Origin of the sequence: Myroides sp. C6-3, assembly GCF_050522425.1 — a bacterium.
Lineage (GTDB): Bacteria > Bacteroidota > Bacteroidia > Flavobacteriales > Flavobacteriaceae > Flavobacterium.
In genome coordinates this window covers 33,853-47,692 of sequence record NZ_JBMVQP010000006.1, presented here as the reverse complement: position 1 = coordinate 47,692, position 13,840 = coordinate 33,853, and the positions used below count along the sequence as shown (strand labels likewise).

Annotated in this window: 11 protein-coding genes; all 11 read left to right on the top strand. The window is 35.1% G+C overall.

What is annotated here, in order from left to right:
• The first annotated feature begins 44 nt into the window (after window positions 1-44).
• Complete coding sequence (locus tag ACPDG9_RS04115) at window positions 45-2,489, top strand: bifunctional UDP-N-acetylmuramoyl-tripeptide:D-alanyl-D-alanine ligase/alanine racemase (protein WP_430526494.1); 2,445 nt, start codon at window positions 45-47, stop codon at window positions 2,487-2,489.
• 63 nt (window positions 2,490-2,552) lie between these two features.
• Window positions 2,553-2,999: a large conductance mechanosensitive channel protein MscL gene (mscL, locus tag ACPDG9_RS04110; protein WP_430526493.1), complete on the top strand. Its 447-nt coding sequence runs from the start codon at window positions 2,553-2,555 to the stop codon at window positions 2,997-2,999.
• Window positions 3,000-3,433: 434 nt separating this feature from the next.
• On the top strand, window positions 3,434-6,790 hold the full coding sequence (locus tag ACPDG9_RS04105) for a SusC/RagA family TonB-linked outer membrane protein (RefSeq protein WP_430526492.1): 3,357 nt from the start codon (window positions 3,434-3,436) through the stop codon (window positions 6,788-6,790).
• Window positions 6,791-6,803: 13 nt separating this feature from the next.
• Window positions 6,804-8,324, top strand: a complete 1,521-nt coding sequence (locus tag ACPDG9_RS04100; RefSeq protein ID WP_430526491.1) for a RagB/SusD family nutrient uptake outer membrane protein — start codon at window positions 6,804-6,806, stop codon at window positions 8,322-8,324.
• Window positions 8,325-8,347: 23 nt separating this feature from the next.
• On the top strand, window positions 8,348-9,226 hold the full coding sequence (locus ACPDG9_RS04095) for a substrate import-associated zinc metallohydrolase lipoprotein (protein ID WP_430526490.1): 879 nt from the start codon (window positions 8,348-8,350) through the stop codon (window positions 9,224-9,226).
• Window positions 9,227-9,249: 23 nt separating this feature from the next.
• Window positions 9,250-10,533, top strand: coding sequence for a DUF4302 domain-containing protein (locus ACPDG9_RS04090; protein WP_430526489.1), 1,284 nt, complete (start codon window positions 9,250-9,252; stop codon window positions 10,531-10,533).
• 66 nt (window positions 10,534-10,599) lie between these two features.
• Window positions 10,600-11,091, top strand: a complete 492-nt coding sequence (locus tag ACPDG9_RS04085) for a hypothetical protein (RefSeq protein ID WP_430526488.1) — start codon at window positions 10,600-10,602, stop codon at window positions 11,089-11,091.
• Window positions 11,092-11,188: 97 nt separating this feature from the next.
• Window positions 11,189-11,812 carry a 4'-phosphopantetheinyl transferase family protein gene (locus ACPDG9_RS04080; RefSeq protein ID WP_430526487.1) on the top strand — a complete coding sequence of 208 codons (624 nt, stop codon included), beginning with the start codon at window positions 11,189-11,191 and terminating at the stop codon, window positions 11,810-11,812.
• 39 nt (window positions 11,813-11,851) lie between these two features.
• On the top strand, window positions 11,852-12,559 hold the full coding sequence (locus ACPDG9_RS04075) for a Bax inhibitor-1/YccA family protein (RefSeq protein WP_430526486.1): 708 nt from the start codon (window positions 11,852-11,854) through the stop codon (window positions 12,557-12,559).
• Window positions 12,560-12,619: 60 nt separating this feature from the next.
• On the top strand, window positions 12,620-13,243 hold the full coding sequence (pnuC, locus tag ACPDG9_RS04070; protein WP_430526548.1) for a nicotinamide riboside transporter PnuC: 624 nt from the start codon (window positions 12,620-12,622) through the stop codon (window positions 13,241-13,243).
• Window positions 13,236-13,634, top strand: coding sequence for an alternative ribosome rescue aminoacyl-tRNA hydrolase ArfB (arfB, locus tag ACPDG9_RS04065; protein ID WP_430526485.1), 399 nt, complete (start codon window positions 13,236-13,238; stop codon window positions 13,632-13,634). The genes pnuC and arfB overlap by 8 nt, the downstream gene beginning before the upstream one ends.
• The last annotated feature ends 206 nt before the right edge of the window (window positions 13,635-13,840 follow it).

Genomic DNA, 13,840 nt, shown 5'->3' with positions numbered 1-13,840 from the left:
TCGACTCTTTTTACCTTTGTGTCTAACTAAATAAAGGCAAACGAATGAATATTGATACTGCGAACTTCACTGCTTATTTACAGGCTGAGGTAGTTGGAAATATAGGGGAGACGCATTTCGAAATTAACCGCGTTTCTGTTGACAGTAGAAGTCTGTCTAATGATCATACAACTTTATTCTTTGCATTAGTTGGGCAAAATCACAATGGTCATGCGTATATCAACGAATTGATTCAGTTGGGGATACGCTATTTTGTAGTGTCAGATCGGACAAAAATTATAGCGCAAGAAGGGGTAACGTTTTTTGTCGTTCAAAATACGTTACACGCCTTGCAGCAAGCAGCTACTTGGAATAGGGCTAAATTTGATATTCCCGTTATCGGCATTACTGGAAGTAGAGGAAAAACGGTAGTGAAAGAATGGTTGAATTTCTTGCTGAGTAAAGAGTATTCCATCATTAAAAGTCCGAAGAGTTACAATTCACAAACAGGAGTTCCGTTGTCGATTTTCGGCATGACGGAACAACATACGCTTGGTTTGTTTGAAGTGGGAATCTCGACGGTTGATGAAATGAAATTTTTACAGCCCATTGTACAACCGACAATCGGTATTCTCACGGCTATTACAAGTGAGCATCAAGATGGTTTCGCGAGTGAAGAGCAAAAGATTCGTGAAAAGATGCAGTTGTTCACGCATACACCCACGATAATAGGCGAAAAAGACGATCGCATTCTGGCGGCTGTACCTGCTACTTCTAAGTATATAAGTTGGAGTTTAACTGACTTAGAAGCAGATTTATACGGTCAAGTACAAGCCAATCAATTAACGCTTATATATAATAAGGTAGAAACGTTTACCGTAGAGCTCCCTTTTGTAGCTCCCTTTGCAGTGAAAAATTGCATGACTTGTATTTTGACGATGCTCCTTCTGCAATACAGTATTGAAACAATACAAACGCGGATCAAAAAACTATATGAGGTTGAGTTGCGTTTACAAGTGAAAACGGGAATAAACAATTGTTCTATTATAGACGATGCCTATAGCTCCGATTTTCAATCCCTGCGTATTGCTTTAGATTTCTTGGAAAAACATCGCAGTAATCCCAATAAGACAGTTGTCCTATCTGATATTTTTCACAGTGGGTTAGCGCCTGCTGAATTGTATCAACAAGTTAAACAATTGTTGATCAGCTATCGCATTGGAAAAGTAATTTGTATTGGCGAAGAGATTAGTCAGTATATGAGCGATTCTCCTGCGGTGCGATCATTTTCTTCCACGGATGAATTCTTACAGAAAGTAGGGGTAGATGAATTTAAAGAGGAAGCTATTTTAGTCAAAGGTGCTAGAGGGTTTCGCTTCGATAAAATAGTCAGCTTATTAGAGGAAAAGACCCATGAAACTGTATTGGAAATTAACCTAACCGCTATTCGAAATAATTTAAACTTTTACCGTTCTAAACTCAAAGCAGAAACAAAGACTATGGTCATGGTTAAGGCTTTTGGCTATGGACACGGTAGTGTTGAAATTGCCAAGTTGTTAGAACACGAAAAAGTGAGCTATTTAGGTGTTGCATTTGCAGACGAGGGAATTGCCTTGCGAAAAGCGGGAATTAAAATGAATATTATTGTGATGAATCCTGAGATTGGCGCTTTTTCTGCGATGTTGGCGTACGATTTAGAACCAGAGATTTATTCGATCCGAGAACTACGTGCCTTTCTTCAACTTGTACGCGAAAAAAATGCCTATCAATATCCGATACATATTAAGGTAGAAACAGGCATGCATCGTCATGGCTTTTCGACGGAAGAGCTGGATGAATTGATTGCGATTTTAAAGCACACCAATGCCTTAGAAGTAAAGTCTATCTTTTCCCATTTGTCGTCTAGTGATATGGAGGAGTATAAGGATTTTACGTTGGAGCAAATTAAGCACTTTCAAAAAAATAGTACCTATATTAAGGAGCAATTACCTAGTAAACCACTTTTACACATCTTGAATACGTCGGGCATTTATAATTTTTCAGCTTATCAAATGGATATGGTTCGATTAGGTATTGGATTGTACGGAATAGGAAATGACGTAGAGGAAATGATGAGTCTCCAAAATGTCGGCACATTGAAGACGCGTATCATGCAAGTAAAAGAAATTGAAGTAGGAGAGAGTGTGGGATATGGACGTCGTTTTCGAGCTGTTCAACCAACTAAAATAGCCACAGTCCCTATAGGATATGCTGATGGTGTGCACCGTTTATGGGGAAGTAAAGGAGGCTACGTTTTAATTCACAATCAAAAAGCACCAATAACCGGTTCGATCTGTATGGATATGTTGATGGTTGATGTAACGCAAATAGATTGCAAAGAAGGAGATGAAGTGGTGATTTTTGGAGAAAAACTTCCAACAACGATTATTGCAAGAGCGATAGAAACAATTCCATACGAGATTATAACAAGTGTATCTCAAAGAGTTAAAAGAATTTTCTTTGAAGAGTAAAAAAAAGTTTTTTTTAGAATAAAATAAGTATTTTTGTTAAAAACAATCAATAAAAATTTAACTATGGGATTTTTAAAAGAATTTAAAGAATTTGCTGTAAAAGGCAATGTAATGGACCTAGCAGTAGGGGTTATCATTGGAGGGGCATTTGGTAAGATCGTTACCAGTATCGTGAATGATGTTATTATGCCTATAGTTTCTGCAATTATAGGAACACCAGATTTCACTAATATGTATGTAGTATTAAAAGGAGAGGCTCCTGACGGTGCGGCCTTAGATGCAGCAAGAGGGATTGATGGGAATGTTATTTTTGCTTATGGTAATTTTATTACAGAAGTAATCAACTTTACGTTGTTAGCGCTGTGTGTATTTATCATGGTAAAGGGAATTAACCAATTGAGAAAGAAAGAAGCTGCTGCTGCAGAACCAGCACCAGCGGGACCACCAGCACCAACACAAGAAGACTTGTTGGCGGAAATCAGAGATTTGTTGAAAAATCAAGGAAAATAAGGTTTACTACCTTTGTACATACAAAAAAGAGATTGGCAAGCGCCGATCTCTTTTTTTTTGTCCTTGCGTAATCTTTGATATTTATACTATAAGGTTTGATTTTAGTTAAATGTTTTTTTAAGAAAAATAGGTAGCTCTAATATTTTTTATAGTTATTGTTAACTTAATTTCTGTTTTTATTTGATACTTGTATTTCTTTTGGTTTTGTTAACTCCTTTTTTTTATGTATAGTGCAATATTTTAAGACTTTGTTATTCGCTGTGATAAGCTGTATATTGCATGCTGTGATTGGGTTTTAAGAGGTGCTTATCTAATTGCTTGCAAAACAAGGCGGTACATTTTTTAACTTTTTCAGATTGTAAAAAAATAACATAAAATTAGCATATGTCGATTTTTTGTTATTTGTTTGTTAAACAATTTAAAATTAATAAAACATGAGGAAAATTGTACTTCATTTCTTCTTTGTTATAGCCGCCTTACTAATGGTAAATGAGGGGTTTGCACAAAGTAGAAAGGTTACAGGACAAGTTACTGGTGAAGATGGGTTAGGTCTACCAGGAGCTAGTGTGTTAATTAAAGGAACCCAAGAGGGTGTTGGTACCGACTTCGACGGTAACTACTCTATTAACGTAAAAGACGAGAATGCTGTTTTAGTATTCCAGTTTGTAGGGACAGTTACAGTTGAGAAAAAAGTTGGTAAAGCTAGTGTTGTAAATGTTCTTTTAAAGGACGACAGCGCAGTGATGCAAGAAGTGGTAATTAACACAGGTTACCAAACTTTATCAAAACGTAAAGAAGCGGGTGCGGTTAGTCGTATCGAAGCTAAAGAGTTAAAAGTTGATGGTGTTACAGATGTAAGTAGAATGATCGAAGGAAAAGCTGCGGGTGTTACGGTACAAAACGTTACAGGTACTTTCGGAGCTGCTCCTAAAATTACTGTACGTGGTGCTTCTTCTATTATGGGAGATACAAAACCTTTATGGGTTATTGACGGTGTGGTACAAGAAGATATCGTAAACGTGTCTTTCGAAGATTTAGCTTCTGGTAACTCAGAAACGTTATTGAGTTCTGCAATCGCGGGATTAAACGCGGATGATGTTCAAAGTATCGATATCTTAAAAGATGCTTCTGCTACTGCTATCTATGGGTCTCGTGCGATGAATGGGGTTGTGGTTATTACTACAAAATCAGGTCGTAAAGAAAGTCCTTTAGCTATTTCATATTCAATGGAGAATACTGTTCGTACAGTTCCTAACTATGGACGTTACGATATTATGAATTCTCAAAAAACAATGGATGTTTACCAAGAATTAGAACGCAAAGGACACATTACTTATCCGAATTCATTGAATGGAAGATATGGTGGTGTTTATAATATGTACTATAGAGGAGTAAATAACTATGACTCAGAAGAGGATAAGTTTCAATACATCAATGATAGACAAGGGAAAAACACATTCTTACAAAAGCATGAGTTAGCTAATACAAATTGGTTTAAAACGTTGTTTAGACCTGCAATTTCTCAAAGTCACTCATTGAGTTTCTCTGGAGGTGGTAAGAATAATGCATACTTTGCTTCAGTTGGATATTTTGCTGATCCAGGATGGACAGTTGCTGATAAAGTTCATCGTTTGACAATGAACTTAAAGAATACATTCTTTATCAATGATAAATTTACTTTAGCTCTTTCAGTAAATGGATCGGTGCGTGATCAAAAAGCGCCTGGTACATATGATGGAGAAGTTGACGTTGTAAATGGAGCAGTATCTCGTGATTTTGATATTAACCCATTTAGCTACGCGTTAAACACAAGTAGAACATTACGTCCTTATACAGATAATGGTGAATATGAATATCACAGAAGTAACTGGGCGGATTTCAATATTTTAAATGAGTTAGAATCTAACTATATGGATATTGATGTAAAAGATATTCGTTTTCAAATTGATGCGGATTACAAGATTTCTCCTAAAGTAACGTATAATTTGAATGGAGCTGCTCGTTATGCTGCAACAAAGCGCGTACACAGTTTGACAGAAACATCTAACGTAATTGCTGCTTACAATGCTGCGACTAATACGGTAGAAAGAGATCAAAATATTTACTTATATAAAGATCCAAACGATCCAAATAAACCTGGAGTTGCTGTTATGCCTAATGGAGGTATGCGTAGAAACTTTACAAATGACTTAACGTCATTCTATTTGAGAAACAGTTTTACATACAATGACGTGTTTAATGAGAAACATGAACTTGATGTATTTGGTGGTACTGAGATGAGAGTTGTAAATCGTAGTAATGACTACTTTTTATCTCATGGTGTTCAGTATGATAGAGGGTTAACTTCTTACCCTAATATGACTGCTTTAGAAAAATTGATCGATAATGGAGGTCAGTATTTTACATTTGCTGAAGAAAGAGAACGTACATTAGCTTTCTTTTCACGTGTTGGATATACATTTGATAATAGATATACGATCGCTATAACAGGTCGTTATGACGGATCTAACAGACAAGGTGATTCTTCATCTTCAAGATGGTTGCCAACTTGGACTGTTGCTGGGAAATGGAATGCAAAACAAGAGAAATTCTTAATTGACAATGAGACAATTAGTAATTTAGCATTAAGAGCTTCTTATGGTTTAACTGCTAATGCTGGACCAGCTACTAACTCTGCTGCTATTTATAGAAGTATAATTCCTTACCGTAATTTACAAGGAAATCGTGAAAATGGATTGGAAATTGAAGCTTTACAGAATGCTGATTTGACTTGGGAAAAGCAATACGAACTTAACTTAGGTTTTGATTTAGGATTGTTCAATAACAGAGTTCAAATTGCTTTTGATGCTTACCAAAGAAATGCATTTGACTTGATTGATATCGTTCGTACAAGTGGTGTTGGAGGTGAACAACAAAAACTAGGAAATAACGCAGATATGAAATTAAAAGGTCTTGAATTTGGTATTACTACAACAAATATCAAAACAGAAGATTTTAGATGGACGTCTACAATTAATGCTTCAGTTTTTAAACAAGAAATTACAAGTTTACAAAATAGAGCAAGAGTTATTGACTTAGTTCAAGGTATTGGTGGAAACGTTGTTGGAAAACCGCGTAACAGTTTATACTCTTACCAATTTACAGGATTAAATAATGAAGGTTTACCAACTTTTATTATGGCGAATGGAGAAACAGATAATGTTACTGGTGCTAACTTTCAAGATTCTCAAAATATTACAGATTATTTAAAATATGAAGGTTCTTCAGAACCAAATAAAACATTAGGTTTCTCTAATACATTCACATACAAAAACTGGAGCGTTAACTTGTTCTTTGTAGCTTCAGGTGGAAACAAAGTTAGATTAAACCCTATGTTCTCTTCGACTTATTCAGATCTAGATGTGTTCTCTAAAGACATGAACGATCGTTGGATGATTGCAGGCGATGAGAATAGAACTGACATTCCAGTAATTACAGACATAACTCAGTTAGGAAACTATGGTGCTTCTAGCTTAGCTGTAGCTTACAACGCTTATAACTATTCTACAGCTAGAATAGCAAAAGGAGATTTCGTAAGATTGAAAAATATTTCTGTTTCTTATGAATTCCCTGATCACTTTAAGAAAAAAGTTGGATTTACTAACTTCTCTTTGAGAGCGATGGCAACAAACCCATGGTTAATCTATTCAGATAAAAAGTTAAATGGTCAAGATCCTGAATTCTTCCAAAGTGGAGGTGTAGCAATGCCAGTTACTAGCCAATATACATTAACGTTAAATGTTGGATTTTAAATTTGTTTAGATTATGAAAAAAATAAATATTGGAATAGGATTATTAATAGGGTTGTTTTTTGTTAACTGTAGTGGTTTCTTAGATGAGGCACCAGATAACAGAACGAAAATTGATTCTGTTGAAAAAGTTGGGGAGGTTGTGACTTTGGCTTATGCAAAGGGAACTCATTTTGAGTTTGCTAATATTATGAGTGACAATGCTGTGGATAGTGAAAATATTACCTTGGAGAACTTATCAAATACAGAAGCATTTTTTTGGGAAAATATTCGTTCAGAAAGTCAAGACTCACCTTCATTTTTTTGGTTTTCTTCTTATAACGCTATATCACAAGCTAATACTGCTTATGAGTCAGCTTTGAAACTTGCTGAAGACTTAGAAACTAAAGGAAATACTAAAGAATTAAGAAAGTTAAAAGGTTATATGGGTGAAGCTTTAATCGCTAGAGCTTATGCACATTTTATGCTAGTTAATATTTTTGGTAAAGCCTATGATCCTGTGACAGCTTCTAGTGATTTAGGTGTTCCTTATATGAAAGTGGTTGAAAAAGAATTACTACCTAAATATGAGAGAAATACAGTTCAAGAAGTATATGATATGATTGATGCTGATATTGAAGAAGGAATGAGTTTGATTAAGTATTTAGAGCGTTCTAATGCAACTTCAAAATATCACTTTACGCTAGCATCTGCTAAAGCGTTTGCTACTAAGTTTTATGTATTTAAAGGTGATTTCAATAAAGCACTAGAGTATAGCGCAGACTTAAAATTAGACGGATCATCTTTACGTGATTACAATTATTATCAGTCAGTTGGTCCAGATATTACGCAAGTAGAATATGCAAAAACAGAAACTGTAAGTAATTTATTAGTTTCGAGTGTTATGTCTGGTCTAGCATATAATACGGGGCATAGATATTCGTTCACTACCAAAGCTGCTACAGAATATTTGTTTAGCAGTGATTCACATCCATATAAAAAATCATGGAATTATGGTGAGTATGGTTATACAGGTAGTAAAATGTTTATTGGTTTAGGTAAATTCAACAGAACTTTTGAAGTTACAGATCCAACAAATCAAACAGGATATAGATATACAAATATTGTATTGTTCTCAAATGATATGTTGTATTTAGATCGTATTGAAGCTTTAATTGGTGCAAATCAATTAGGTGATGCTTTAACAATGATCAATACTTGGGTTAAGAAACATACTTTAGATGATACGGCTTCAAGAAAGGTTACAGAGAAGATGATTTTGGATTATATTCCAACAGCAAATACTGAACCATTTTACGCTGCTAATTTATCTAGCTCACAAAAAGCATATTTGGATTTTCTTGTAGATTTGAGAAGAAGAGATTCACACTTAGAAGGACAACGTTGGTTTGATGTTAAACGTTTTAATATTGAGGTTACTCACTATAATATTGCGGGAAGTGCTAGAGAAGAAGTATTGAAAAAAGACGATTACCGTCGTCAAATTCAATTACCTGACATGGCTATTTCAAATGGTTTAGAAGCTAATCCGCGATAATAATTAATTAAAAAGAGATTCTTATGAATTTATATAAAAATTTAAAGAAAATAGGTTTTTTATCACTTGTAGGGCTTGCTTTAGTAGGGTGTGAGAATGATAATGACCTAGGCCCAAGTGGGTTTGATTTAACTCCTGAAAAGAGAGGTGAGTTAGATCAATGGATTTACGATAATTACACTGAGACATATAATATTGCTGCCACTTATAAATGGAACCAAGCGTTTGGTTACTATGATAAAGTGTTATTCCCTCCTAAGCAAGAAAATGTTAAACCAGCTCTTCAAATGGTGAAGAAAATTTGGTTAGACAGTTATGCTCAGGCAGCAGCAGAAGGTGATAAATTAGTGAAGCGAATTGCTCCTAGACAATTTCACTTAATCGGTAGTTACAATGTGAATAATGATAATACGATCACTTTGGGAGAAGCAGGTGGTGGAGCTCGTATTACATTATTTAATACAGATTATGTTAAACATGATGATTTAGCAAGTATTCGTCAGTTTGTTCATACAGTACAACATGAGTATGTTCACATTCTTAACCAAACTAAAGATTTTGACCGTGTTGCATGGGCTGCAATTTCAAGAGGAGGTTTATATACAAGTTCTTGGTATTTGTATGATGATGAAGAGTCAAATGAAGTAGGTTTTGTAACTTCTTATGCTCGATCTAATTACGATGAGGACTTCGCTGAGACAGCTTCTTTTATTTTAATGAAGACTAAAGTGGAGTGGGAGGAGTTTTTAGCTGGAATTAAATCTCCAAGTGCTAAAGCTGATATCCTTGCTAAAGTTGATTTAGTTGTATCGTATTATCAAGAACACGTAGGAACCGATTTCTGGGAATTAAGAGATCGTGCTGAACAGAATACAAATGATGTTCTCAATGGGAATTTTTAATATAGAGTTATAAATTAGAAATTATGATGAAAAGATTATTGAATATAGGAGTATTATCTCTTTTGATTTCAGGAGCTATTGTTTCTTGTAAAAGTGATGATGGTGTGTTTTCACAAAATCCTATTGAACGCGAGCAAGAACAAGCAAAAGAATTAAAAGACCTTTTAGTAGGTGCTAAAGATGGTTGGAAATTCCAATATTTTACTCAAGAATCTGCATTAGGTGGTTTTACCTTTTTAATGACTTTTGAGGAAGACGGTCATGTGACTATGGTTTCTGATCACGCAGATGAAGGTTTCAATGCTTTGAGAACAGAATATGAAATCCAATTAAGAGGAACGACAAGTTTAGTTTTTGTTGACAAAAGTTGGATCCATGAATTATCTGATCCTACTAAATCTGCTCTTAGAATCGCTAAAGGTTTTGAAGGTGAGTTTCAGTACAGATACAATGGACATGATGAAAATTCTATTTTCTTTAAAGGTACAAGAGACATTAATAAAAATATGAGTTTTGTTCGTGCTACTAGCGAAGATTGGAAAAACTTTGAAGACAGAAAAGAAGCAATTAAAAACATTGGGAACGAAGATGTCCCTATTTTTAGAAGCTTAGAAGTTGATAAAGCAGGAGTTGTTACTAAATATGATGCTACTTATTCTGGAGTATTGAGATTTTTAGAATTCAACGTTGGTGATTCACAAGACTTAATACCTGGGAAAAAAGGTGTAGGAATTGGATTTACAAACACAGGACTATATGTTCAACCTGCAATTGATGTAGACGGTGAACAGTTCAGTGATTTTAATTGGAATGAAAGTACAAAAGAATTCGTTTCTTCAAATGGTTCTGGTACTGCAGTTAAGATTAAAAACGTAAAGTATCCTGAGGTGTGGACGGATGAATATAAAAGCTACATGTTTGCTAATAGAAATACGGGTACAGGATTTATTAAAGAACACTTAATGAGTGCTCCTAGTAATTCTGAGAAATTCCTTAGATTAATTAGACCAATTGCTCTTGATCGTATCCAATTTCAATTTGGAAGAAGTAGTGTTGAAATTGAATACCAAACACCAAGTGGGAATTTTACTTATATTGCTAGATTGACAGATACAGGTAAGTCTGGAAAAATGTCAAATGGTAGTTGGGCAACGTCAAACGTGCCTAATAACATAAAGGAATTACACGATGAATTATTCGGTTACGGTGATTTAATGTTAAAAGAACAAACCTATAACGTTAAGTTCACAAATAAAGTTGTGACTATATATTGTGGTGGAGTAGTAATGGATACATATAAATTCTAAGATTAATCTAAATCCAAAATAGTAAAAGAGGGAATTTTCCCTCTTTTATCTTTTAAAATTGAATGAATGATGAAACAAGTATTTTGGTTATTTTCATTGCTATTCGTTTTCGGTTGCTCAAAAAGTGACGATTCGAATAAAGGCAAAAGCTTTGATGATCAGCTTTACGGAAAGTGGTTGTTAATTAAAGAAGAACGCTTTGAAGGAAGTAAGCTTGTAGAAACAGTTAGCTTAAAAGCAGCGGAACATTGTGAATACGATGTCTTAGATTTTCTTACCTCTAATTCTATTAATTATCTAGCTTATTACCTTGATCTTGATACAGACGATTGTAATTCGCGCTATATGCCTAACGCCTATCGTTGGAAAATGATGGATCACCGCAGATTAGTAATCGATAATGGTGAAGAAAGACAAGAGTATATTATTGCTACTATTGATGATGCAGGAATGGTTCTTCAAGGAACTGTTAGTCGTCAGATACCGAGTACGGTTGGAGAAAATAAATATGTCACTGTTAATATGCGTGTCAGAATATATTACCAACGTGTGAAATAATTAAAGAGTCGCAAAAGCGGCTCTTTTTTTTTGTTGCTAACATTGTCGTATTTTTGTACGCATTCGAGACCAGTGCGTTTATGCTGGCATTGTAGTTATGGGAGTAGTAAAAGAAATAGCTGTAGAAAATGGAACTGTATATGTTTGGCATATCACAGAATCGTTGACGCAGCTCCAACAAGGCCTTACTTTATCAGAGGAAAGCCAAAAGCGATTAGCGAAGAAAAAGATTGAACAGCACCAAAAAGCTTTTTTTGCGGTGCGTCAGGTCTTGAAGCAAATCGGTAGGGATGATGATGACCTGCTTTATGACGAAAAGGGCAAACCAAGCTTGCGTTCGGGACACTATATTTCAATCTCACATTCGTTTGATTATGCTTTAGTGGCGATCAGCGAAGAAAATATTGGGATTGATATCGAATACAAACGCGATAAAGTTGTTCGACTTAAAAATAAATTCTGCAATGCGAACGAATTGAAGTTGTCGCCAATCGAAGGATCGGCCGAAAGGGATTACTTTACAGAAATTTGGTCTGTAAAAGAAGCCCTTTATAAAATGTGTAATTCTAGAAGCTTGAGTTTTGCTCAAGATATGAATGTTGATGTAGAGGCACAAGAAGCACAAATTCACAAAGGAGATTTTGTTGCATCGTTCTCCTATCAATCATTCGAACTAGAAGGTTATGTTTTGATTGTTAGTAGCGGAAAAAGAAAAGTATAATTGCGCAGTTTTTTGTAAATTGCACCAAAAATTAGAATTATGGAAGATAATCAACCTATTTATGCTGTTGCGCACGAGTCAGATGCAGTGAAAGCACAGTTTTATCGCCGTACGTATGGAAACTTAGCTTTAGGAGTCCTTGCGTTTATTGTTTTTGAAACTATTTTATTGAATACGCCTTTTATCGTTAATGGAATGCTTCAGCTGCTATCAACGAGTAAATTCTCTTGGTTAATCATTTTGGGAGCGTTTATGGGAGTTACTTGGTTTGCACAAGGGCTTACCTATAAAACAGCAAATAAACCGCAACAATACGCTGGATTTATGCTGTACGTATTAGCAGAAGCGTTTTTGTTTGTACCGATCTTGTATATTGCTTTAAGCATGACAGGTGATTCCTCACTGATCGTGCAAGCAGGTGTACTTACGTTAGCTTTGTTCTTAGGACTTACAGGGGTAGTGTTTGGTTCAAATGCAAACTTCTCTTTTATGCGTTCAATCCTTACAATTGGTTTTTTTCTCGCTTTAGGGACGATTGTAGCGGGAATGTTATTTGGATTTGATTTAGGACTTTGGTTCTCTTTGGCTATGGTTGCTTTAGCGTCAGGTTCTATTCTTTATTCCACATGGCAAATTAAAAACGAATATGCCGCAGATCAATATGTTCCTGCAGCGTTAAGTTTGTTTGCTTCGTTAATGTTATTATTCTGGTATATCCTTAGAATTTTAATGAGTAGAAATAGTTAAGTAAACTAATGTATATCGAAAAGCCATACCAACCGTATGGCTTTTTTTATCGTATATCAGATGATTGAATTTTTCTTTGGCGCTTATCGCGATACGAGCTGGCTCAATATAGGATTAGAGAGTATTGTCTTTATTTTTGGTATTTTGAGCGTTTGGTATGCTGGAAGGGAAAATATCCTAGTTTATCCAACGGGTTTAATAGCAACAGTGATAACCGTTTATTTGCTCTATTTAGCAGGTTATCTCGGTGATATGATTCTCAATGCCTATTACTCTTGTATGAGCTTGTATGGGTGGTATAATTGGTCTAGAATGAAAGGTGGAGATCAGCTTGTGAAGATTAGCCGTACGAATCAAAGGGAAAAGGGAATTGGCGGTGTCGTATTTGTGGTGACAATTGCTCTTGTTTACGGCGTGTATCGTATAACAGATACGCCGATCGCTCCAGAAAATTACATCGATATCTTGACGTCTGGGGTTTTCTTTTTGGGGATGTATTATATGGCGTTAAAAAAGATAGAGAATTGGAGCATGTGGCTGATAGGTAATGTTATTTCTGTCCCTCTTTATGCTTATAGAGGATTGGGAATTTTAGCTATTCAGTTTATTATTTTTACACTCTTAGTCATTCAAGCCTATATCTCTTGGTATAAAATTTTAAAGTCAGAAACAAGTAATGGATAAACAAGAATTGATCAAAGAACTGGAGTTTAAAGCAGTTCGAAGTAGTGGTGCTGGAGGACAAAATGTCAATAAAGTGTCGTCTAAAGTTGTTGTTTTTTGGAATTTAGTTGCATCATCGTTGTTGAATGCAGAAGAAAAAAGCAGGGTAGAAAAGAAATTAGCGAACTATTTGTCCAAAGAGGGCTTGATCATCTTGAGTGCTGAAGATACAAGGAGCCAAGTAAAGAATAAAGAAATTGTCATACAGAAACTCTTAGCGCTAATTAAAGTAGCTTTAGTACAACAGAAAATCAGAAAAGAAACGAAGGTGCCTAAAAGTGTACGTCGTAAAAACCAAGAAAGTAATAAAAAGCTCTCCTTAAAGAAAAGCTTGAGAAAGCGAATTATGTAATTCTTTGGAGTAGATTGCATTTTAGCGTACGGTAAAGTTTGAATTTTCTGTCTTTATAAGGTGTTTTTTTTATTTTTATTGGGAAGTGCATAATTGATATTTTGCGCAAAATAGTTGTTTTTTATTCTAAATAATACTGTCTATATTTGCAGTTCAAATCTCAAAGGGGTGCCTAGACAGGCTGAGATCATACCCGTAGAACCTGG